The 20,442-nt window shown below is 69.3% G+C and carries 23 protein-coding genes; 11 read left to right on the top strand and 12 right to left on the bottom strand.

The annotated features are described in order from the left end of the window. Positions 1–22: 22 nt before the first annotated feature. The 7 genes from GI374_RS05900 to GI374_RS05930 all read right to left on the bottom strand — a co-directional run bounded on the left by GI374_RS05900 (position 23) and on the right by GI374_RS05930 (position 6,593). Complete coding sequence (locus GI374_RS05900; protein WP_154336104.1) at positions 23–403, bottom strand: winged helix-turn-helix domain-containing protein; 381 nt, start codon at positions 401–403, stop codon at positions 23–25. 35 nt (positions 404–438) lie between these two features. Further along, positions 439–1,422 carry an ABC transporter ATP-binding protein gene (locus GI374_RS05905; RefSeq protein WP_154336105.1) on the bottom strand — a complete coding sequence of 328 codons (984 nt, stop codon included), beginning with the start codon at positions 1,420–1,422 and terminating at the stop codon, positions 439–441. Continuing rightward, positions 1,419–2,399 (bottom strand): ABC transporter ATP-binding protein, encoded by a 981-nt coding sequence (locus tag GI374_RS05910; protein WP_154336106.1) that lies wholly within the window; start codon positions 2,397–2,399, stop codon positions 1,419–1,421. Before GI374_RS05910 ends, GI374_RS05905 begins: the two co-directional genes overlap by 4 nt. A 5-nt stretch (positions 2,400–2,404) precedes the next feature. Continuing rightward, positions 2,405–3,361, bottom strand: a complete 957-nt coding sequence (locus tag GI374_RS05915; protein WP_154336107.1) for an ABC transporter permease — start codon at positions 3,359–3,361, stop codon at positions 2,405–2,407. Positions 3,362–3,365: 4 nt separating this feature from the next. Further along, positions 3,366–4,334 (bottom strand): ABC transporter permease, encoded by a 969-nt coding sequence (locus tag GI374_RS05920; protein WP_154336274.1) that lies wholly within the window; start codon positions 4,332–4,334, stop codon positions 3,366–3,368. Positions 4,335–4,439: 105 nt separating this feature from the next. Continuing rightward, positions 4,440–6,023, bottom strand: coding sequence for an ABC transporter substrate-binding protein (locus GI374_RS05925; RefSeq protein WP_154336108.1), 1,584 nt, complete (start codon positions 6,021–6,023; stop codon positions 4,440–4,442). Between the two features lie 156 nt (positions 6,024–6,179). Next, positions 6,180–6,593 carry a hypothetical protein gene (locus GI374_RS05930; RefSeq protein WP_154336109.1) on the bottom strand — a complete coding sequence of 138 codons (414 nt, stop codon included), beginning with the start codon at positions 6,591–6,593 and terminating at the stop codon, positions 6,180–6,182. Positions 6,594–7,047: 454 nt separating this feature from the next. On the opposite strand from GI374_RS05930, the gene GI374_RS18845 reads away from it, so the two are divergent. From GI374_RS18845 to GI374_RS05950, 5 genes are all read left to right on the top strand, one after another. After that, positions 7,048–7,263, top strand: a complete 216-nt coding sequence (locus GI374_RS18845) for a hypothetical protein (RefSeq protein WP_229582746.1) — start codon at positions 7,048–7,050, stop codon at positions 7,261–7,263. Positions 7,264–7,358: 95 nt separating this feature from the next. Then, on the top strand, positions 7,359–8,933 hold the full coding sequence (gene xrtE / locus GI374_RS05935; RefSeq protein WP_195759848.1) for an exosortase E/protease, VPEID-CTERM system: 1,575 nt from the start codon (positions 7,359–7,361) through the stop codon (positions 8,931–8,933). 162 nt (positions 8,934–9,095) lie between these two features. After that, positions 9,096–10,070 carry a tripartite tricarboxylate transporter substrate-binding protein gene (locus tag GI374_RS05940; RefSeq protein ID WP_154336111.1) on the top strand — a complete coding sequence of 325 codons (975 nt, stop codon included), beginning with the start codon at positions 9,096–9,098 and terminating at the stop codon, positions 10,068–10,070. A 75-nt stretch (positions 10,071–10,145) separates the two neighbouring features. Then, complete coding sequence (locus GI374_RS05945; RefSeq protein WP_154336112.1) at positions 10,146–10,607, top strand: tripartite tricarboxylate transporter TctB family protein; 462 nt, start codon at positions 10,146–10,148, stop codon at positions 10,605–10,607. 10 nt (positions 10,608–10,617) lie between these two features. Then, positions 10,618–12,126, top strand: coding sequence for a tripartite tricarboxylate transporter permease (locus tag GI374_RS05950; protein ID WP_154336113.1), 1,509 nt, complete (start codon positions 10,618–10,620; stop codon positions 12,124–12,126). Positions 12,127–12,337: 211 nt separating this feature from the next. Here GI374_RS05950 and GI374_RS05955 read toward each other — a convergent pair whose 3' ends face one another. Both GI374_RS05955 and GI374_RS05960 read right to left on the bottom strand, forming a co-directional pair. Further along, entirely contained in the window at positions 12,338–13,153 is an 816-nt protein-coding gene (locus GI374_RS05955; protein ID WP_154336114.1) for a ferredoxin--NADP reductase, read from the bottom strand. A gap of 211 nt (positions 13,154–13,364) precedes the next feature. Further along, positions 13,365–13,823, bottom strand: a complete 459-nt coding sequence (locus GI374_RS05960) for an Rrf2 family transcriptional regulator (RefSeq protein WP_370515172.1) — start codon at positions 13,821–13,823, stop codon at positions 13,365–13,367. 121 nt (positions 13,824–13,944) lie between these two features. Here GI374_RS05960 and GI374_RS05965 point away from each other — a divergent pair, with 121 nt between their 5' ends. Further along, on the top strand, positions 13,945–14,604 hold the full coding sequence (locus GI374_RS05965; protein ID WP_154336115.1) for an alpha/beta hydrolase: 660 nt from the start codon (positions 13,945–13,947) through the stop codon (positions 14,602–14,604). 9 nt (positions 14,605–14,613) lie between these two features. On the opposite strand, the gene GI374_RS05970 is transcribed toward GI374_RS05965, so the two are convergent. After that, positions 14,614–15,036, bottom strand: coding sequence for an OsmC family protein (locus GI374_RS05970; protein WP_154336116.1), 423 nt, complete (start codon positions 15,034–15,036; stop codon positions 14,614–14,616). 152 nt (positions 15,037–15,188) lie between these two features. Between GI374_RS05970 and GI374_RS05975 the strand changes: the two genes are divergently transcribed. From GI374_RS05975 to fghA, 5 genes are all read left to right on the top strand, one after another. After that, positions 15,189–16,316 (top strand): S-(hydroxymethyl)glutathione dehydrogenase/class III alcohol dehydrogenase, encoded by a 1,128-nt coding sequence (locus GI374_RS05975; protein WP_154336117.1) that lies wholly within the window; start codon positions 15,189–15,191, stop codon positions 16,314–16,316. Between the two features lie 83 nt (positions 16,317–16,399). Further along, the gene (locus tag GI374_RS05980) at positions 16,400–16,825 is read left to right on the top strand and encodes a hypothetical protein (protein ID WP_154336118.1); all 426 of its coding nucleotides are present in this window, start codon (positions 16,400–16,402) and stop codon (positions 16,823–16,825) included. After that, positions 16,822–17,364, top strand: a complete 543-nt coding sequence (locus tag GI374_RS05985; protein WP_154336119.1) for a plastocyanin/azurin family copper-binding protein — start codon at positions 16,822–16,824, stop codon at positions 17,362–17,364. The genes GI374_RS05980 and GI374_RS05985 overlap by 4 nt, the downstream gene beginning before the upstream one ends. Next, complete coding sequence (locus tag GI374_RS05990; protein WP_154336120.1) at positions 17,361–18,062, top strand: RNA polymerase sigma factor; 702 nt, start codon at positions 17,361–17,363, stop codon at positions 18,060–18,062. Before GI374_RS05985 ends, GI374_RS05990 begins: the two co-directional genes overlap by 4 nt. A gap of 85 nt (positions 18,063–18,147) precedes the next feature. Beyond that, the gene (gene fghA / locus GI374_RS05995; protein WP_195759849.1) at positions 18,148–18,984 is read left to right on the top strand and encodes an S-formylglutathione hydrolase; all 837 of its coding nucleotides are present in this window, start codon (positions 18,148–18,150) and stop codon (positions 18,982–18,984) included. A gap of 3 nt (positions 18,985–18,987) precedes the next feature. Here the strand turns inward: fghA and gph are convergent, their stop codons facing one another. Next, positions 18,988–19,644 (bottom strand): phosphoglycolate phosphatase, encoded by a 657-nt coding sequence (gph, locus tag GI374_RS06000; protein WP_154336121.1) that lies wholly within the window; start codon positions 19,642–19,644, stop codon positions 18,988–18,990. Then, positions 19,641–20,339 carry a ribulose-phosphate 3-epimerase gene (gene rpe, locus GI374_RS06005; RefSeq protein ID WP_154336122.1) on the bottom strand — a complete coding sequence of 233 codons (699 nt, stop codon included), beginning with the start codon at positions 20,337–20,339 and terminating at the stop codon, positions 19,641–19,643. Before rpe ends, gph begins: the two co-directional genes overlap by 4 nt. Positions 20,340–20,442 lie beyond the last annotated feature (103 nt).

The raw sequence follows: 20,442 nt of genomic DNA on the forward strand, positions 1-20,442 counted from the left end.
CGGCGCCCTCGGCGCGCAATCGTTATTTTCGCTCGGGCATATCGGTCAGCAGCCCCTTCAACTCGGCGAGCGGCGCGGCGTTGGCCGCCACCGCCGTGGCCTCGATCTGGCGGAAGAGAGCCAGCACCTGCTCGCCCGCCTCCGTCAGCGCCGCGCCGCCGCCGCCCGGGCCGCCCCGGGTGCTGCTGACCAGCGGCTCGCGGAACATGGCGTTCATCGCCTCGACCAGCATCCAGGCGCGCTTGTAGCTCATCCCCAGCTCGCGCCCCGCGGCCGAGATCGAGCCGGTGCGCTCGATCCCCTCCAGCAGCGAGGCCTTGCCGGGACCCATCATGCCGGATTCGCTGAAATAAAGGCGAATGAAGAACTCGGGATGCAGATTGGCCATGGGCGCATCATCCATCTGCGTCCCGCCCGTGCAAGGCCCGCGCCAGCGGTTCAGGCGCGGCCCTCATGCACCGCATGGCAGGCCACGCCGTCCAGCAGCGGCGGCACCTCCACCCGGCAGCGCTCGTTGGCCAGCGGGCAGCGCGGGTGGAAGGGGCAGCCGGGCGGCGGGTCGATTGGGGAGGGGATCTCGCCTTCGACGCGCTTGCGGGGGCGGCCGGTCATCTCGATGTCGGGGACCGCTTCCAGCAGCATGCGCGTGTAGGGGTGGCGCGGGTTGGCGAAGAGGGCCTCGGCGTCGTTCACCTCCGCCAGCCGGCCGAGGTAGAGCACGCCGATCTGGTTGGCCATGTGCCGCACGACCTGAAGGTTGTGCGAGATGAAGACGTAGGTCAGCCCGAACTCGGCTTGCAGGTCCTTCATCAGGTTCAGGATCTGCGCCTGCACCGACACGTCGAGGGCCGAGGTCGGCTCGTCGCAGACGATGAAGTCGGGCCGCGCCGCGAGCGCGCGGGCGATGGCGATGCGCTGCCGCTGGCCGCCGGAGAACTGGTGCGGGAACTTGGCCCCGTCCTCGGGCGAGAGGCCGACGAGGGTCAGAAGCTCGCCCACCCGCGCGCGGCGGGCGCGGTCGCCCTGCCGGCGCTCAAACACGCGCAGCGGCTCGGCCACGATGTCGGTCACGCGCCAGCGGGGGTTGAGGCTGGCCAGCGGGTCCTGGAAGATCATCTGGAAGCGGCGGCGCAACCGGCGGGCCTCGCGGCCGCGCAGCCCCTCGACCAGCGAGCGGCCGTCGAAGGTGATGTCGCCCGCCGTCGGCTCCAGCAGGCCCACGATCATGCGGGCGATGGTGGACTTGCCCGACCCGCTCTCGCCCACGAGGGCGAAGGTCTCGCCGCGCCGGACCGAGAAGCTCACATCCGTCACCGCCTTGACGTAGGCCTTCTCCTTGCCCTCGAGCTTGCGGTTGAGCCAGGGGGCCGACACGTCGAAGCGGCGGGTGAGGTTGCGGGTTTCGAGAAGGATGTCGCTCATGCCTCCTGCACTCCGGGATAGAGCCAGCAGGCCACGCGCCGACCGGGCTCGATCTCCGAGGCGGCGGGGCGGTGTGTCAGGCAGCGGTCGAAGACATGCGGGCAGCGCGGGTTGAAGGGGCAGCCCGGCGGGATCGCGGACAGGCGCGGCATGGCGCCGGGAATCTGGACCAGCCGCTCGAGGTCGGCGCTCATGCGCGGGATCGCCCCCATGAGGCCGGCGGAATAGGGGTGCTTGGCGTCCTTGATGACGGCGCGCACCGGGCCGATCTCGGCGATGCGGCCGGCATACATCACTGCCACGCGGTCGGCGGTTTCGGCGATGACGCCCATGTCGTGGGTGATGAGCATGATCGCGGCGCCTGTCTCGGCGCAGAGCTCCTTCATCACGTCGATGATCTGTGCCTGCACCGACACGTCGAGGGCGGTCGTCGGTTCGTCGGCGATCACTAGGTCCGGCTCGGCGCAGAGCGCGAGAGCGATCACGACGCGCTGCCGCATGCCGCCCGAGAACTGGTGGGGATAGTCGTCGATCCGCCGGGCGGCGTCGGGGATGCCGACGCGGTCGAGCAGGCCCACCGCCTTGGCCCGCGCTGCCTCCTTCGAGAGCGGCAGATGGGTGCGGATCGTCTCCACGATCTGCTCGGAGATGCGGTAGAGCGGGTTCAGCGAGGTCAGCGGGTCCTGGAAGATCATCCCGATCCGCTTGCCGCGGACGCCTCGCATCCGCTCCTCGGGCAGGTTGTCGATCCGCTCGCCCTGCAGATGGATCTCGCCCTTGGCGATGCGGCCGGGGCGGTCGATCAGGCCGATCACGGCGCTGCCGGTCATGGATTTGCCGGCGCCGGATTCGCCCACCACGCCCAGGACCTCGCCCGGCATGATGTCGAAGCTGACGCCCGAGAGCGCGGTCAGGATGCCGTGGCGGGTCGGGAACTCGACGGTGAGGTCACGGACGGAGAGGATCGGGTCTGCCATGCGCCTCACCGCAGCTTTGGGTTCAGCGCATCGCGCAGCCAGTCGCCGAGCAGGTTCACCGACAGCGCCAGCAGCACCAGCGTCACGCCGGGGAAGAACAGGATCCACCACTCGCCCGAGAACAGGAACTGCTGGCCGATGCGGATGAGCGTCCCCAGCGAGGGCTGCGTCGGCGGCACGCCCACGCCCAGATAGGAGAGCGTCGCCTCCTCGATGATGGCGAGCGCGAGGCCGATGGTGCCGATGACCAACACGGGGCCGGTGACGTTGGGCAGGATGTGGCGCAACAGGATCAGCGCCGGATGCACGCCCATGATCTTGGCGGCCGAGACATAGTCCTTCTGCCGCTCGACCATGGTCGCGCCGCGCACGGTGCGGGCGAACTGTGCCCAGTTGGCGAGGCCGATGGCGAGAATCAGCACCCAGACCGCCATGCTCTCCTGCCGGTTCGGGGGGATCACGCCGCGGGCGACGCCGAAGATCAGCAGCGCGATGAGGATCGCCGGGAAGGACAGCTGCACATCCGCCACCCGCATGATCGTGGAATCCACGGCGCCGCCGTTGTAGCCCGCGGCGAGACCCAGGGAGACGCCGATCAGGATCGACAGCACCGTGGCGCTGAAGCCGACGAAAAGCGAGATGCGGCTGCCATACATGATCGTGGACAGCACGTCGCGGCCCTGGTTGTCGGTCCCCATCAGGAAGTAGTTGCCGGTAAAGGCGGATTCCGAGGCGGGCGGCGTGAAGCCCTCCATGAGGTTCAGGCTTGCCGGGTTGAACGGGTCGTAAGGCGCGATCCAGGGGGCGAGGACCGCCATCAGGATGAGCGCGAGCGCCACGACGCTCGCGATCACGGTGACGGGCGAGCGGCGCCACGAATAGAAGATGTCGCTGGCGAGCGCGCGGCGCAGCAGGCGGGCGCGGGTCCGGCCGGGCGCGGCCCGCGGCGTGATGTCGGTCATGGGTCTAGCCTCCCACCCGCAGGCGCGGGTCCACGACGTAGTAGAGGATGTCCACGATCAGGTTGATGACCACGAAGACGAGGGCGATGAACATCAGGTAGGCGGCCATCACCGGCACATCGACGACCTGCACCGAGTTGATGAAGAGCGAGCCAACGCCGGGCCACTGGAAAACCGTCTCGGTGACGATCGCGAAGGCGATGACGGAACCGAGCTGCAACCCGGTGATGGTGATGACCGGGACCAGCGTGTTCTTCAGCGCATGGCCGAAGTTGATCGCCCGCTGCGAGAGGCCGCGCGCGCGGGCGAAGCGGATGTATTCGGTCCGCAGCACCTCCAGCATCTCGGACCTGACGAGGCGCATGATGAGGGTGAGCTGAAAGAGCGAGAGCGTGATCGCGGGCAGGATCAGCGACTTGAGCCCGCTTTCGGTCAGCAGCCCCGTGCGCCACCAGCCGAGGTCCACGACCTGGCCGCGGCCGAAGGACGGCAGCCAGCCGAGTTCGACCGAGAAGATGTAGATCAGCCCGATGCCGATCAGGAAGGTCGGCAGCGAGACGCCGATCAGCGACAGCGCCATGACGAGGGCGGAGGCCGGACTTCGCGGCTTCAGCGCGGTGAAGACGCCAAGCCCGACGCCGAAGATCAGCGCGATCATGGCCGAGGCGAAGGCCAGCTCGATGGTCGCCGGCAGGCGCGACAGGATCAGTTCCGTCACCGGCTGCTGCAGGCGGTAGGAGATGCCGAACTCGCCCTGCAGCGCGTTGCCGATGAAGCGCAGGAACTGCACCACCACCGGGTCGTTCAGGCCGAGGCGCTCGCGCATGATCTCCTGATCGGCCAGGCGCGTGTCCACGCCGACCATGCTGGCGATAGGGTCGCCGACATAGCGGAACACCGCGAAGGCGATCAGCGCCACGACCAGCATGACGAGGACCGACTGGGCGAGGCGCCTGATGATGAAGGCCAACATGACGGCCATCCTCCCGCGTCACGAAGGTGGATCCCGATGGCAAACCGCCGCGCCGGGGGAAAGTCCCGACGCGGCGTCAGTCGCCTCAGGGCAGGCGCGCGCGGATCACTCGGTGAACGTGACCGAGGTCATCAGCGGCTGGTTCTCGGGGTGGACCGGCAACTCGATCCCCTGGCGCATGGCATAGGCCAGCACCTGGTTGTGGATCGGCAGCAGCACGCGGTCGCCCTTCACCACCTCCCAGATCTCGGCGATGGTGGCGTTGCGGACATCGGTGTCCACCTCGGTCCCGAGCGACTGGATCTTCGCGTCGAGCTCGGGGTTCGAGTAGAGGCCGCCGTTATAGGCGCCGTAATCGCCTTCCTTCGTGTGCACGAGGTCGTTGAAGACATAGGCCGAATCGAAGGTCGGCACGCCCCAGCCGAGCAGGTAGAAGTCGGTGTCGTTGCTGGTCACGAGGGGCGAGTGCTGCGCCACCGGCCGCGAGGCCAGCGTCACCTGGATGCCGATCCGCCCCAGCATCCCCGCGACCGCCTGCGAGATCGCCTCGTCGTTGACGTAGCGGTTGTTCGGCGTGTCGAGGGTGACGGTGAAGCCGTCGGGATAGCCCGCCTCGGCCATCAGTTCCTTGGCACGGTCGATGTCCGGCGCCGGATAGGCGTTCAGCGCCTCGGTCCAGCCGTTCACGAAGGGCGGCGTGGCGACGCCCGTGGGGATCGACTGGCCGCGCATCACGACCTTCTGGATCGCGTCGCGATCGACGGCGAGTTCCATCGCCTCGCGCACCTGCGGGCTGTTGAACGGGTTGCCCTCGGTGATGTTCGAGGATTTCAGCGGCTCCTCGCCGAAGCGGTAGCCGAAGTAGATCACCCGGTTCTCGGGGCCGGTCGTGACATGGATGCCGTTGCTGCCCTGAAGGCGCTCGACGTCCTGGACCGGAACCTCCTGCACGAGATCGACCTCGCCCGACAGCAGCGCCGCGATGCGCGTGGCGTTGTCGGCGATCGGCAGCCAGACGATCTCGGTCACGGCGGGCGGCGTCTCGGCCCAGTGGTTCTCGTTCAGCGTCATCACCGAACGGACATCCACCTCGCGCGATTGCAGGACATAGGGGCCGGTGCCGTTGGTGTTGCGGACGGCGTAGTTGTCCTCGCCGGCGGCGTAGTCCTGCACCTCGACCACGTTGTTGGCCTCGGACCATTCGCGGTCCATGATGAAGGTGTTGGTCAGGTTGTTGGGATAGAGCGGCGAGGGGCCGTCCATCGTCACCTCGACGGTGAGGTCGTCCACCGCCGCGACCGACGCGACATCCGCATGCAGCTGGCGCATGTTCGACTTCTCGGACCGCGCGCGGTCGAGCGAGAAGACCACGTCATCGGCCGTGAAGGGCGCGCCGTCGTGGAAGGTCACGCCTTCGCGCAGATGGAACACCCAGGTGTTCGGGTCGTCCGCCTTCATCTCCCACGAGGTCGCGAGCCGGGGCTGGAGGTTCCCCTCCACGTCGCGGTCCACCAGCGTCTCGTAGATGTGGTGGGCGAAGTTGTGGGTCACGCCCTGGTTCTGCGAATGCGGATCGAGCGTGAGCGCATCCGAGCCGCGGGCCCAGCGGATCGTTTCCGCCGAGGCGCCGGAGACGAGCATCGTGGTGGCCAGCAGGCTTGCCGCGAGACGCGGGCCGATTCGGTTCATCCTGGTTCTCCCTGTCGGTTTCTTTTTCGGTCCGCCCGTCCGTTGGCCGGGCGCTGCGGCAATCGAAGCGGAAACTGCGGCCAAGTGCAACGAAAGACGCAAGTTCCGCCGCCATGACCTTGCGGCCGCGGCTGGGGCAGGGCGCTTCGTGCCGCGTCACGCACCGGGGTGGGCGTAGCCGAGCACCCGGCCCGCGGCATCGACGGTGCAGAGATGCAGCCGCGCGCCATCGCGCGCCTCCACCGTCGCGCCGCTGTCAGAGGTCGCAATCACGCGCGAGACGATCTCAGACGGCGGGCGCCCGACATGATCGGCGATGACCGCCGTGCAGGCACCTTCCTGCCGTGCCTGCAGGTCATCGGCCGGAGGCGCGGCCGTCGTGCAGGCGGCGACGGTGAAGGGAAACAGCAGCACAATTCGCATGTCATCCTCCCGGATTCGGACCCTGCCAGCGTAGCAGATCAATTCGCGATGGGCGCCAATCCCGGAACGTCCCCGGGGTGCAACCAGAATCGTCGCTGCAATCCTACCCAATTTGGACAGGTTGAGGGCCGGCGGTGTCGATTCCATTCTTTGATTCCTTGAAACCTCGCCGGCCCGCCGGCGCCCTCGACACGCGGAGTCTTTTGTAATGCCTCGTATTTTGCTTCAACTCATTGCTCTCCTCGCGGCCATTCCGGCATTCGCCCTTGAGCCCGCGCCGGGCCATCCTCCCCCCGGCGGCGGTGGCGGGGCGGTGCGCAACGTGCCCGAGATCGACCTCTTCGCCGGTGCCTCGGTGCTGATGATCGCGGTCGTCGTCGGCCTTCTTCTCTGGGAATGGCGCCGTCGCAGCCTGCGCCGGTGATCCATGAGCCAGACCGGCGGGGCGTTTGGAGGCTCGGGGCCCGAGTGATCGCGATGACGCCTCGCGGCGTAGTCCCGGCGCGGCGCTCGTATCCGAACGGGTAGATTGCCCTGCCAGCCCCGCCGGTCATTCTGGGAATCCCGGGATCTGCCGATCCTGCAAACTGGAGTGATGTCCATGCTTCGCATTTTCCTCCCCCTGTTCGTCGCCTTGTTCGCCGTAAGCCCTGTGCTTGCCCAGTCAGCCCAGGGACTTGCCAACGGCAAGGGCCACAACAAAGGTCCGCGGAACGTGCCGGAGATCGACCTCTTCGCGGGCGCCACGGTCCTGTTGATCGCCGTCGTGGTGGCGCTTCTGCTCTGGGAGTGGCGTCGTCGCAGCGTGCGTCAGTGAGGCGTCACGCCAGTCCCGCCAACCTGGCCCCTGAAGGCCGTGCCATCGCCGCAGGGCCCGCCCCAGCCTCGCTGTTTCCGGCGACGGGCTGGGGCGTGGCGGCTCTCTTCGGCACGGTGCTGTTCGTCGAACTGGTCGTCGTCGCCGTCAGCTACCAGTTCCTGATCGACCTCGACTGCGGTGATTTCGGCAGTCCGCAGGCCTGCCTCGCGATCCGCGACGGCCTCGGGCGTCTGCTCTCGCTCGCGATGCTGGTCGGGCTGCTGATGACGGCCCGCCGCCAGCTGTTCGGCTTCCTTGACGCCGGCCCTGCGCAGAACGGCGGCCTGTCGCCCGGAACCGCGCTGGGCGTGATGCTGGCCGGGCTGGCGGTGATGCTGCTTCCGATGATGCAGCGCGACCTGACGGCCAGCCTCGCGCCCCTGGCGCTCGGCCTCGGCCTCGGCGCGGCGCTGTCGGTCGGCGGGGCGGTGCTGGGCACGGCGCCGCTGGCCAGCTGGCTGTCGATACTGCGCCGCGGAGGCCCGTGGCTGTGGCTCGGGCTCGGCCTCGCCCTCTTCTCGCCCGAGCTGACGGCGCTGCTCAACGGCGCCTGGGGCTGGCGGCCGCTGACCGCCGTGACCTTCGACATGGTGCTGGGGGTGCTGGCCCTGCTTCCGGGCGAGCTGACCTTCGAGCCCGGCCCGATGATCATCGGCTTCGACGACTTCTTCGTGCGCGTCGGCGATGCCTGCTCGGGCCTGCAGGGCTTCGCGCTGATCACGCTGGTCACGACGGCATTCATCGCCTTCGAGCGCCATCGGCTGCGCCTGCCGCTGGCGCTGATTCTGCTGCCCCTCGGGCTGCTGGCCAGCTTCGCGCTCAACGTGGTGCGGATCGCGGTGCTGATCTGGATCGGCGCGCGGATCTCGCCGGATCTGGCGGTGAACGCCTTCCACAGCTACGCGGGCTGGCTGCTGTTCACGCTGCTGAGCATCGGCCTCATCGGCCTGGCGCATCTCACGCCGGTCCTGTGGCGGACCGAAGCCGCCGCGACCTCGACACGCCCCGTTGCAGCCTTCCGGCGCGATCCGGTGTCGGCGATGCTGGTGCCGCTCGTGGTGCTGCTGCTCTCGGGTCTGGTCGCCTCGACCTTCTTCATGACGCCCGAATCCGCCTATCCCTACCGCGTCCCGGCGATGTTCGCGGGGGCGGCGCTGTTCTGCCCGGTCTGGGCACGGCTCGACTGGCGCACAGACATGGTGGCGCCACTCGTCGGCGTCGGGGTCGGGATCCTGTGGATCGCGGTCTCGCCCGCGCTCGGAGGCCCCGTGGACGCGGCGCCCTTCGCCGGGATGGGCCTTGCGGCGGCGGCGATCTGGATCGCGCTGCGGTTCGTCGGCACCGTGCTGCTCGTCCCGTTGATCGAGGAGGCGGCTTTTCGCGGCTATCTGCTGGGCCACCTGCTGAAGCTGCCCGGCCCCGCCGGGCGCGTGGCCGCCGCCATTCTGTCCTCCGCCGCCTTCGCTTTCCTCCATGCCAGCGGCCCCGCCGCCTTCGTGGCGGGCCTCGCCTTCGCGGCCGTCTACCTGCGCCGCGGACGCCTCGCCGACGCGGTCTGGTCCCACGCTGCCGCGAATCTGGCGGTCTTCGCCGCCGCCGCGGCGAGCGGCAACTGGGCGCTGATCTGAAGGCCGGGTGTTGCCGAAGCGGCAGGATCGCCCCGGAACCCCGCGTCGCGGGCGGGGTGCGGCGGATTAGCCTTTGAGTCCGCGGCCCTCGTGGTGCAAACCTGCGGAAGGGCGCGATGCCGAAGAGCATCCGCCAGAGTCCCGTTCCAACTCGGAGTCCACATGTCTCTCTCCAAGCTGCTCGGCGCCGTCAGCGTCGCCTCGTTCCTGGCCGCTCCGGCCTTCGCGCAGGACTATCCCGCGCGCCAGATCACCATGGTCGTGCCGTTCTCGGCCGGGGGCCCCACCGACACCGTGGGCCGGCTGGTGGCCGAGCGCATGTCGGCCGATCTCGGCCAGCAGGTGATCGTCGAGAACGTCGGCGGCGCGGGCGGCACGCTCGGCGCCGGTCAGGTCGCCAAGGCCGAGCCGGACGGATACACGGTCCTGCTGCACCACATCGGCATGGCGACGGCGGAGACCCTCTACCGCAATCTCGCCTACGAGACGCTGGACGCCTTCGACTATGTCGGCCTCGTGACCGACGTGCCGATGGTGATCGTGGCGCGGCGGGACTTCGAGCCGGCCGACTTCCCGGCCTTCGTCGACTACGTCAAGGCGAACGCCGACAGCATCACCATGGCCAATGCCGGCATCGGCGCCGCGAGCCATCTGTGCGGGATGCTGTTCATGCAGGCGCTCGACGTGCCGCTGGTCACGGTGCCCTACAAGGGGACCGGCCCGGCGATGACCGACCTGCTGGGCGGGCAGGTCGACATCATGTGCGACCAGACCACCAACACCACCCAGCAGATCAAGGGCGGCACCATCAAGGCCTATGCCGTGACCACGCCCGAGCGGCTGGACGTGTTCCCCGACCTGCCGACCGTGGTCGAGGCCGGGATGCCGAGCCTCGAGGTCGCGATCTGGCACGGCATCTACACGCCGAAGGGCACGCCCGCCGAGGTGAACCAGCGGCTCTCGCAGGCGCTGCAGAGCGCGCTCGCCGACGAGGGCGTCATCAAGGCGATGGCCGACCTCGGCACCGCGCCGGTCGCGGCCGAGCGGGCGACCCCCGAGGCGCTGAAGGCGCATCTCGAGGCCGAGATCGCCCGCTGGCAGCCGGTGATCGAGACCGCCGGCGTCTACGCCGACTGACCGGCCCGCGAGCCGCATCAAGGCCCCGCCGCCGCATTTCCGGCGGCGGGGTTGCTTTCAGACTGGGGGAACGGAATGGCCACCAAACCCAAGGACGACACCGACATGGTCGCCGGCCTCGCCCTGATGGCGGTGGCGGCATTCTTCGGCTGGCAAACGGCGGGCCTCGAGATCGGGACCTCGCTGCGGATGGGGCCGGGCTATTTCCCGATGGTCCTCTCGGGGCTGCTGTTCCTGCTGGGGCTGTTCGTCTTCGCCAAGTCCTTCGGCCGGGACGGCGAGCCCACGACGCCGCTCGCCTGGCGCGGCATGATCTTCATCATCTCGGCGCCGGTCTTCTTCGGCCTGACGGTGCGGGGCCTCGGCTTTGTCCCGGCGCTCTTCGTCACCACGCTGATCGCCTCGCAGGCCTCGGCCAAGATGCGCCCGCATTACGCGCTGATCCTCGCGGTCACGGTCACGATCCTCTCCACCCTCATCTTCAGCTACGGCCTCGGCCTGCCCTTCCGGCGCTTCGGCCCCTGGTTCCCCCTCTGAGCGCCCGACCATGGACCTTCTCTCCAACCTCGCCCTCGGCTTTTCCGTCGCCGGCTCCCTCACCAACATGGGCTTCTGCCTGATCGGCGTGATGCTCGGCACGCTGATCGGCGTGCTGCCGGGGATCGGCGCCACCGCCACCATCGCCATGCTGTTGCCGATCACCTTCCAACTCGAGCCGGTCAGCTCGCTCATCATGCTGGCGGGCATCTATTACGGCGCGCAATACGGCGGCTCGACGACCGCGATCCTCATCAACATGCCCGGCGAGAGCTCGTCCGCCGTGACCGCGATCGACGGCTACCAGATGGCGCGCAAGGGCAAGGCGGGGACCGCGCTTGCGGTCGCGGCGCTCGGCTCGTTCTTCGCGGGTACGGTGTCCACCTTCCTCGTCGCCCTCTTCGCGCCGCCGCTGACCGCCGTCGCGCTGAAGTTCGGGGCGGCCGAGTATTTCAGCCTGATGGTGCTGGGCCTCGTGATGTCGGTCGCGCTCGCGCATGGCTCGGTCATCAAGGCGCTTGCCATGGTCATCCTCGGGCTGCTGCTCGGGATCGTCGGGACCGACATCTACACCGGCGTCCCGCGCTTCACGATGGGCATCACGCAATATGCGGACGGCCTCAACTTCGTGGCGGTGGCGATCGGGGTGTTCGGAATCGCCGAGATCCTGCGCAACCTCGAGGACGAGCACGAGCGCGAGGTGATGACCAAGAAGGTCACGAACCTGCTGCCGACGCGCGCCGAATTCCGCCAGATGGTCGGCCCGGTCCTGCGCGGGACCGGCATCGGCTCGGTCCTCGGCATCCTGCCGGGGGGCGGCGCGATCCTCGCCTCCTTCGCCTCCTACACGATGGAGAAGAAGCTCTCGAAGACGCCGGAGGAGTTCGGCCGCGGCGCGCTCGCGGGCGTGGCGGGGCCGGAGAGCGCCAACAATGCCGGCGCGCAGACGAGCTTCATCCCGCTCCTGACCCTTGGCATTCCCGCCAACCCGGTCATGGCGCTGATGATCGGCGCGATGATCATCCAGGGGATCGTGCCGGGACCGAGCGTGGTGACGGATCAGCCGGCACTCTTCTGGGGCATCGTCGCCAGCATGTGGATCGGCAACCTGATGCTGGTGGTGCTGAACCTGCCGCTGATCGGGCTGTGGGTGAAGCTGCTGACGGTGCCCTACTACATCCTGTTCCCGATCATCATGGCGATGTCCTCGATCGGGGTCTATTCGGTCAATTCGAACGCCTTCGACCTCTACGCCGTCGCCTTCTTCGGCCTGCTCGGCTACGCGATGGTGAAGCTGCGTTTCGAGCCGGCGCCGCTGCTGCTGGGCTTCGTTCTCGGCCCCCTGCTGGAGGAAAATCTTCGCCGCGCCATGATCCTGTCGCGCGGCGATCCGACCACCTTCGTGACGCGGCCCATCAGCGCCGGACTGCTGGTGGTTTCGGTCGCGGTGCTGGTGCTGGTGTTCCTGCCGCAGATCCGCAAACGGCGCGAGGAGGTGTTCACGGAAAGCGACGCCTGAGGTTTCCACCTCCGCGGAATCGCGGGCCACCACATCCGGCAGCTTGCGCCGCGAAATCCCGGTCGGACTCGAGCCCGCGCCGATAACGCCGATGCCGATCTTGAGCGCGGGGCGATCCTCGGCGATGTCTCGCGCAAGGATTGCCGGGGAGGCGAGGGGCAAGCGGGTCCGTCAAGCGGCCTCCGCCCTTCCGCGGCAGTGCCCCCGGCCTTCAGATACCTTCGCCGACGAACGCCTTCTCGACCACGAACTCCTTCGGATCGCTGTTGGCGCCCTCGTTCAGCCCGAAGCCCTCCAACACCGTCTTCACGTCGATGTTGAAGGCCAGCGAGCCGCAGATCATCGCGCGGTCCGTCGCCGGGTCCATCTTCGGCAGCCCGAGGTCCTCGAAGACCTTGCCCGAGGTCAGGTTGTCGGTGATCCGCCCCATCCGCGCCGAGACCTCCCGGGTCGTCGTGGGGTAGTAGAGCAGTCGCCCCCGCACCACTTCGCCGATCAGCGGGTCGTCGGCGAGGCTCTCGACCAGCTCGCGGCCGTATTCCAGCTCCGCCGCCTCGCGGCAGGTATGCATCATCACGACCGTGCCGAAACGCTCATAGGTCTCCGGGTCGCGCATCAGCGAGGCGAAGGGGGCGACGCCGGTTCCGGTGGCCAGCAGCCACAGCCGCTCTCCCGGCAGCAGCGCGTCATGGACCAGCGTGCCCACGGGCTTGGGGCGCAGGATGATCTCGTCGCCCTCGCGGATGTGCTGCAGGCGCGAGGTCAGGGGACCGTCGGGCACCTTGATCGAGTAGAACTCGAGTTCGTCGTCCCAGTTGGGCGAGGCGATGGAATAGGCGCGCAGGAGCGGCTTGCCGTTCTCGCCCGGCAGGCCGATCATCACGAACTCGCCCGAGCGGAAGCGCAGCGACTTCGGCCGGGTGCAGCGGAACGAGAACAGCCGGTCGGTCCAGTGCCGCACCTCGGTCACGGTCTGGGCGTCGGGCAGGGTCACGGCGGGGCGGTCGGCAACAGCGGCTTCGGCCAAGGCAAGGGCTCCTCGCTGGAAGGGGTTGCGAGGCTTCTAGGCCAGCCGCGCCCGGATCGGAAGGGACCGGCAGGCGGGCCGGCCGTCGCAGACGGGGCCGCGGTTCCGCGCCCGCCGCCCGCGCCACGCTCGGATCGCGGCGCCGGTAGGGCGGGTGGAACCCCGTCGCGCCAGGCGCATGAAAGCCGGAACGGCATTCCTTTTTCCGTCCCTATTCGTCCACCACGGCGAACAGCGCGGGCACCGCGGGGCAGGGGGCGAGCTTGTTCCGCGCCACGTCCGACAGCGTGATGTTGTGCAGGAACACATAGACCTGCGCGCTCAGCCCCTGCCACAACCGGTTCGACATCGACTGCGCCATGCTGCCCGACAACGCGCCCGTGGCGCCTGCGCCGACATGCAGCGCGCTCACCGTCTCGTCCACGGCGCCCAGCACCTCGGTCATGGTGATCTCCTCCGCCGGCCGGGCGAGGCGGTAGCCGCCGCCCGGTCCGCGGGCCGAGGTGACCAGCCCCGCACGGCGCAGCCGCACGAAGAGCTGCTCGAGATAGGGCAGCGAGATGTCCTGGCGGCGCGAGATCTCGGCCAGCGACACCGGGCCGTTCCTGCCGTTCAGCGTGAGGTCCACGAGCGCCACGACCGCGTAGCGCCCCTTGGTCGAGAGTTTCACGGGCAGCGCCCTCCATCCGGCACGAGCCGCGCCTTGCACGGCAGGCACCGATGCCCCAGATAGATGCGATGATCTAGGCCGGGCCGCCCGCACCGGTCAAGGAACGCATTCGAGGATACTGATGCCCGAACTGATCTTCCCCGGACCCGAAGGACGCCTCGAAGCCCGCTACCACGCCCAGGCCGCCCCCGACGCCCCCATCGCCATCGTGCTGCATCCGCACCCGCAATATGGCGGGACGATGAACAACCGGGTCGTCTACAACCTGCATTACGCCTTCCACCGGATGGGCTTCACCGTGCTGCGGTTCAACTTCCGCGGCGTGGGGCGCAGCCAGGGCGAGTTCGACCAGGGGATAGGCGAACTGTCGGACGCGGCCTCGGCGCTCGACTACCTGCAGGCGATGAACCCGAACTCCAAGCATTGCTGGGTGGCAGGCTTCAGCTTCGGGGCCTGGATCGGGATGCAACTGCTGATGCGGCGGCCCGAGATCACCGGCTTCATCAGCGTGGCGCCACCCGCGAACATGTACGACTTCACTTTCCTCGCCCCGTGCCCGGCCTCGGGGCTCATCATCAACGGCACCGCCGATAGGGTCGCCGCGCCGAAGGACACGGCGACGCTGGTCTCGAAGCTGCGCGACCAGAAGGGCATCACGATCACGCATGAGCAGGTCGAGGGCGCCGATCACTTCTTCAAGGATGACGAGGCGCACATGAAGCCGATGATCGACACCGTGCAGGCCTATGTCCGTCGCCGGCTGACCGAAACGACGCGCTGAGCCGGCGCGTCACCCGACCGTCAGGTCGAGGGTGATCTCGCAGTCGAGCAGCTTGCTGATCGGGCAGTTTGCCTTGGCCCCCTCGGCCGCCCGGCGGATCGCTGCCTCGTCCCCTTCGCCGCGGACCCGCGACGTCAGGGCCGAGCGCGTCACGGCGAAACCCTCGCCCTGTCGGTCGAGCGTCACCGCTGCCTCGGTCTCGATGCGCACGTCCTTCACCCCCGCGTCGCCCAGTTCCTTCGACAGCGCCATGCTGAAGCAGGCCGCGTGCGCGGCGCCGATCAGTTCCTCGGGGTTGGTGCCGGGGCCGTCCTCGAACCGCGCCCGGAAGCCGTAGGGATGCGCCTTGAGCGCGCCGGTCTCGGTCGAGATGCTGCCCTCGCCGTCCCTGATGCCGCCGCGCCATTCGGCCGATCCACGCTTGATGGTCATGTCGTCCTCCGCTGTAACACCGCCTCAACGCGGCGACCGCCGGTCCGGGTCCGCCGCGAACCGCCGCGGCCTTCAACCGGCCCGCGATTGCGTCTAAGCTGCGCCCGAGAGGGCGGCCCAGACGCGCCGCGAGCAAAAGGAGTGCCCGAGAGATGAGAACCCGCGCCGCAGTCGCGCTCGAGGCGGGGCGCCCGCTCGAGATCATGGAGGTGAACCTCGAGGGCCCGAAGGCGGGCGAGGTGATGGTCGAGATCAAGGCGACCGGCATCTGCCACACCGACGAGTTCACCCTCTCGGGCGCCGACCCCGAGGGGTTGTTCCCGGCGATCCTGGGGCATGAGGGCGCCGGGGTGGTGGTCGAGGTGGGGCCGGGCGTGACCTCGGTGAAGGTCGGCGACCACGTGATCCCGCTCTACACGCCGGAATGCCGGCAGTGCCCGTCCTGCCTCAGCCGCAAGACCAATCTCTGCACCGCGATCCGCGGCACGCAGGGGCAGGGGCTGATGCCTGACGGCACGACCCGCTTCAGCATGCTCGATGGCACGCCGATCCTGCATTACATGGGCTGCTCGACCTTCTCGAACTACACCGTGCTGCCCGAGATCGCGGTGGCGAAGGTCGATCCCGAGGCGCCCTTCGACAAGATCTGCTACATCGGCTGCGGCGTGACCACCGGCGTCGGCGCGGTGCTGAACACGGCGAATGTGGAGGCGGGCGCGAAATGCGCGGTCTTCGGGCTGGGCGGCATCGGCCTCAACGTGATCCAGGGGCTGAAGCTCGCCGGGGCCGACATGATCATCGGCGTCGACATCAACCCCGACCGCGAGGAATGGGGCCGGCGCTTCGGCATGACCCATTTCGTCAACCCGAAGGACGTGGGCAACATCGTCGAGACGCTGGTCAACATGACGAAAACCCCCTTCGACCAGATCGGCGGCTGCGACTACACCTTCGACTGCACCGGCAACGTGACGGTGATGCGCCAGGCGCTCGAGGCCAGCCACCGCGGCTGGGGTCAGTCGATCGTGATCGGCGTGGCCCCGGCGGGGGCGGAGATCCAGACGCGACCGTTCCAGCTGGTGACGGGGCGGGTGTGGAAGGGCAGCGCGTTCGGCGGCGCGCGGGGGCGGACGGATGTGCCGAAGATCGTGGACTGGTACATGTCGGGCAAGATCGAGATCGACCCGATGATCACCCACATCCTGACGCTGGACGAGATCAACAAGGGCTTCGACCTGATGCATGCGGGCGAGTCGATCCGCTCGGTCGTGGTGTATTGAGGGGAGGCGCGAACTTTTCGCGCGGCCGTGCATCCAATCGTCAGGACCGGCCGGTGCCGGCCCCCAGTCGAAAGGATGAAGCCATGCTGATCCGTTCCCTCGCCGCCGCCGTCGCCGTCTCCTGCGCGGCGGCGTTTGCCGTCCCCGCCGCGGCCCAGGACGCCGACCTGAGCAAGGCGCCCCCGCCGGCGCCCTATGCCGCCGTGAGCAGCCTCGTCGAGCTGCCCGACTTCCTGCCCGGCCTCGGCACCCTCTATGTCGATCCCGAGACGCTGCCCGCCGGGCCGTTCCTCGGCTACGACCACGACGGCAAGCTGTCGGCCACCATCTACATGGTCCCGATCGCCGATCTGGAGGCCGGCACTGCCTTCGACGATCTGGCGGTCGGTGCGCCGGAGGTCACCTCGGTCGACATCTACTACAACGCCGGCCATCCCGGCGTCGAGGAGCCGCATGCCCATGTCGTGCTGTTGCATGACGCGGATGCGAAGGCGAGGCTGGCGGAATGAACCGGCGCGGCCTCCTGGCGCTGGCAAGCGGGGGCGTCGCCGCCCTCGCGCTGCGCACCCGCCCCGCTGCGGCGCACGGGGCTGCGGCGCACGGGCCGGTGCTGATCGAGATGCGAGGCAGCGCGCGGGGCGAGCATGTGGGCTTCGCGCCGCTCGGCCTTGCGGTGGCGCCCGGCGCACTCCTGCGCTTCGTCAACCGCGACGCGAGCAACAGCCATACGGCGACCACCTACCACCCGTCGCTCTTCGACCGGCAACGCCGCATTCCCGCGGCGGCGGCGCCCTGGGACAGCGGGCTGCTGCTGCCGGAGGAGAGCTTCGAGGTCACCCTGGAGGCGGCGGGCGTCTACGACTGCTACTGCCAGCCGCATGAAATGGCGGGGATGGTGCTGCGCCTCGTCGTGGGCCGCCCCGGCGATCCGGGGTGGGAGGGGGCCGCCCCGCCCTCGGACGACCTGCCGGAAGCGGCGCTTGCGGCCTTGCCCTCGGTCGAGGCGATCCTGGCCGATGGGCCGCTCATGCCTGCGGGGCTGGCATGAGCGCGGCGCCGCAGCGGGCGCGGGCCGCCGCCGACCCCGGCGCCTCGACCGAGGCCGATCTCGTCGCCGGCGCCCGCGCCGGCGACGAGGCGGCGATGCGCGAGCTGATCCGGCGGCTGAACCCGCGCCTGTTCCGCGTCGCACGAGGCCACCTCGACGGCGATGCCGAGGCCGAGGAAGCGGTGCAGGAAGCGTGGATTGCGGCCTTCACCCGGCTCGAGCAGTTCCGCGGAGAGGCCGCCTTCTCGACCTGGGTCACGCGCATCGCCATCAACGCCGCGCGGATGCGTCGCCGCGCGGCCCGTCCGCAGGAGGAGTATGACACAGTGGCCGAACGCGCGCGCCCCGATGTCCTCGCCTTCCCGGGCCGTGGGACCGAGTCCGCCGAGGCTGCGCTGGCCCGGCGCGAGGTGCGCGGCATGCTCGAGGCCGCCGTCTCGGCGCTGCCGCCCGAGTTGCGCGTCGTGTTCCTGCTGCGCGAGGCCGAGGGCCTCGCCGTCGCCGCCATCGCCCGCGACCTGTCGCTGAACGCGATCACGGTCCGCACCCGACTGTTCCGCGCCCGCCGCCTGCTGCGGACGACGCTGGAGGCGCGGCTGCAGGGCGGCTTCGCCGCCGTCTTCCCCTTCGACGGCGCGCGCTGCGCGGGCATGGCGGACCGGGTCGTGGCAGGGCTGCGCGCGGGCGGTCGCCTCTGACCGAAGGAGGGCTGGCCCCGCGCGCCACGACGTGAAACCCTGCGCCCGCGCCCGAATCCGCGGCGCGGCAGGATGCGAGGGGCCAATGTCGCTGGAAACACTGTCCGAGAACCGCGCCTTCGGCGGCGTGCAGGGCGTCTACCGCCATGCGAGCACCGCCACGGGCACCGACATGGTGTTCGCGGTCTATCTGCCGCCCGCGGCCGAACTCGGCCCGGTCCCGGTCCTGTGGTATCTCTCGGGCCTCACCTGCACGCATGAAAACGCCATGACCAAGGCCGGCGCGCAGGCGCATGCGGCCGAGGCGGGGATCGCGCTCGTCTTCCCCGACACCTCGCCCCGCGGCGAGGGCGTGGCCGATGACGAGGCCTATGATCTGGGCAAGGGTGCCGGCTTCTACGTCAACGCGACCGAGGAGCCCTGGGCGCCGCATTACCAGATGTGGGACTACATCGCCGACGAATTGCCCCGCGTCGTCTCCATCAACTTCCCGGTGGACGAGGAGGCGCAGGGCGTCACCGGCCATTCGATGGGCGGGCACGGCGCGCTGACGCTGGCCATGTCGCTGCCGGAACGCTTCCGCAGCGTCTCGGCCTTCGCGCCGATCGCCAATCCGACGCGCTCGGACTGGGGAAGGAAGCAGCTCGGCGCCTATCTCGGCGCGGACGAGAGCCTCTGGCTCCCGCATGATTCGAGCCTGCTGATGGCCGAGCAGGGGTTCGACGGCGAGGTGCTGATCGACCAGGGAAGCGAGGACCAGTTCCTCGACAAGCTGATGCCCGAGGCGCTCGCGCAGGCGATGATGGCGCGGCGGCAGCCGGGCATGTTCCGCATGCAGCCGGGCTACGATCACAGCTACTTCTTCGTCTCGACCTTCATGGCCGATCACGTCTGGTGGCATGCCGAGCGGCTGCTGGACTGACCCTCACGCAGGCGGCATGACCGCGGCGACCAGCCGCGGCAGTTCGCGCCAGTGGTCGAAGCGCGCGTCGGGCGCGATCTCGTCCACGCCGCGGTCGCGGTAGCCGCCGGTATAGAGGATCAGCGGCAGCCCCGCCGCCCGCGCCGCGCCGGCATCGGCCATGCTGTCGCCGACCATCACCGCCGGACCACCGCCCAGCCGCCGCACGGTCTCGGTCAGCGGGCCGGGCGCGGGCTTGTGGCCGAACTCGGTGTCGCCGCCGATGACGGCCCCGAAGCGATCAGCCAGTCCGAGCGCCGCGACTAAATCCTCGGTCAGTTGCTGCGGCTTGTTGGTGCAGATGCCGAGTCGGCGGCCACTGGCCTTGAGGCTGTCGAGCGCCTCGATGACCGACGCGTAAGGCTGCGTCTTGTCGCAGATCAGCTTGGCATACCACTGCATGTAGTCGCCATGCCAGCCGTCGAAGCCGCCTTCGTCCGCCTCGACCGCCGCCATCACCCGGCGCACGAGCGTGGGCACGCCGTTGCCGATGAAGCCGCGGACCTGATCGAGTTCCAGAGGCTCATGCCCGCGCCCCTCCAGCACCCGGTTCATCGCCGCATGCATGTCGGGCGCGCTGTCGACGAGCGTGCCGTCGAGATCGAAGACCACCGCGCTCATGCCGCGCCCTCCGCCGCCGCGCGGATGGCGCGGATGTTCTCGCCATAGACCTCCGGCCGCTCCACCGAGCCGCCGCGGAACACCGCCGAGCCTGCGACCAGCACATCCGCGCCCGCCGCCACGACCAGCGGCGCGGTGCCCGGATCGACGCCGCCGTCGATCTCGACATGCACCGGCCGGTCGCCGATCATCTCGCGCAGGCGGCGGATTTTTCGGGTCATGTCGATGAACCGCTGGCCGCCGAAGCCGGGGTTCACGGTCATCACGCAGACGAGGTCGGCTAGGTCCAGCACATGTTCCACCGCCTCGGCGGGGGTGCCGGGATTCAGCGCCACGCCCGCCTTGCAGCCCGTCGCCCGGATCGCCTGCAGCGTCCGGTGGATATGCGGCCCGGCCTCGACATGGGCGGTGATGAGATCGGCGCCGGCCTCGGCATAGGCCTCGATGAAGGGGTCCACCGGCGCAATCATCAGGTGCACGTCCATGAGGGTGGTGACGTGCTTGCGGAAGGCGGCGACGGCGGGCGGGCCGAAGGTCAGGTTCGGCACGAAATGGCCGTCCATCACGTCCACATGCACCCAGTCGGCGCCCTGCGCCTCGATGACGCGGATCTCGCGGCCGAAATCGGCGAAATCGGCGGAGAGGATCGAGGGCGCGATGCGGATGCGGCGGTCGAAATTCTCTGTGGCGGCCATCGGGCGGGGACTCCGGCTGGAAAGCGTTCCTCTAGCCCCGCGACGGCCCGGCGTCCAGCTTGCGGGTTGCACCGGGGGCGCTTAGGTGAAGCGATCCCGATCG

This window comes from Paracoccus sp. S-4012 (assembly GCF_009674885.1).
Taxonomy (GTDB): domain Bacteria; phylum Pseudomonadota; class Alphaproteobacteria; order Rhodobacterales; family Rhodobacteraceae; genus Paracoccus.

Bases quoted from the DNA above. Each gene is read 5' to 3' on its own strand.
- GI374_RS05900 (WP_154336104.1), bottom strand. From the start codon at position 403: ATGGATGATGCGCCCATGGCCAATCTGCATCCCGAGTTCTTCATTCGC.
- GI374_RS05905 (WP_154336105.1), bottom strand. From the start codon at position 1,422: ATGAGCGACATCCTTCTCGAAACCCGCAACCTCACCCGCCGCTTCGAC.
- GI374_RS05910 (WP_154336106.1), bottom strand. From the start codon at position 2,399: ATGGCAGACCCGATCCTCTCCGTCCGTGACCTCACCGTCGAGTTCCCG.
- GI374_RS05915 (WP_154336107.1), bottom strand. From the start codon at position 3,361: ATGACCGACATCACGCCGCGGGCCGCGCCCGGCCGGACCCGCGCCCGC.
- GI374_RS05920 (WP_154336274.1), bottom strand. From the start codon at position 4,334: ATGTTGGCCTTCATCATCAGGCGCCTCGCCCAGTCGGTCCTCGTCATG.
- GI374_RS05925 (WP_154336108.1), bottom strand. From the start codon at position 6,023: ATGAACCGAATCGGCCCGCGTCTCGCGGCAAGCCTGCTGGCCACCACG.
- GI374_RS05930 (WP_154336109.1), bottom strand. From the start codon at position 6,593: ATGGAATCGACACCGCCGGCCCTCAACCTGTCCAAATTGGGTAGGATT.
- GI374_RS18845 (WP_229582746.1), top strand. From the start codon at position 7,048: ATGCTTCGCATTTTCCTCCCCCTGTTCGTCGCCTTGTTCGCCGTAAGC.
- GI374_RS05940 (WP_154336111.1), top strand. From the start codon at position 9,096: ATGTCTCTCTCCAAGCTGCTCGGCGCCGTCAGCGTCGCCTCGTTCCTG.
- GI374_RS05945 (WP_154336112.1), top strand. From the start codon at position 10,146: ATGGCCACCAAACCCAAGGACGACACCGACATGGTCGCCGGCCTCGCC.
- GI374_RS05950 (WP_154336113.1), top strand. From the start codon at position 10,618: ATGGACCTTCTCTCCAACCTCGCCCTCGGCTTTTCCGTCGCCGGCTCC.
- GI374_RS05965 (WP_154336115.1), top strand. From the start codon at position 13,945: ATGCCCGAACTGATCTTCCCCGGACCCGAAGGACGCCTCGAAGCCCGC.
- GI374_RS05970 (WP_154336116.1), bottom strand. From the start codon at position 15,036: ATGACCATCAAGCGTGGATCGGCCGAATGGCGCGGCGGCATCAGGGAC.
- GI374_RS05975 (WP_154336117.1), top strand. From the start codon at position 15,189: ATGAGAACCCGCGCCGCAGTCGCGCTCGAGGCGGGGCGCCCGCTCGAG.
- GI374_RS05980 (WP_154336118.1), top strand. From the start codon at position 16,400: ATGCTGATCCGTTCCCTCGCCGCCGCCGTCGCCGTCTCCTGCGCGGCG.
- GI374_RS05985 (WP_154336119.1), top strand. From the start codon at position 16,822: ATGAACCGGCGCGGCCTCCTGGCGCTGGCAAGCGGGGGCGTCGCCGCC.
- GI374_RS05990 (WP_154336120.1), top strand. From the start codon at position 17,361: ATGAGCGCGGCGCCGCAGCGGGCGCGGGCCGCCGCCGACCCCGGCGCC.
- fghA (WP_195759849.1), top strand. From the start codon at position 18,148: ATGTCGCTGGAAACACTGTCCGAGAACCGCGCCTTCGGCGGCGTGCAG.
- gph (WP_154336121.1), bottom strand. From the start codon at position 19,644: ATGAGCGCGGTGGTCTTCGATCTCGACGGCACGCTCGTCGACAGCGCG.
- rpe (WP_154336122.1), bottom strand. From the start codon at position 20,339: ATGGCCGCCACAGAGAATTTCGACCGCCGCATCCGCATCGCGCCCTCG.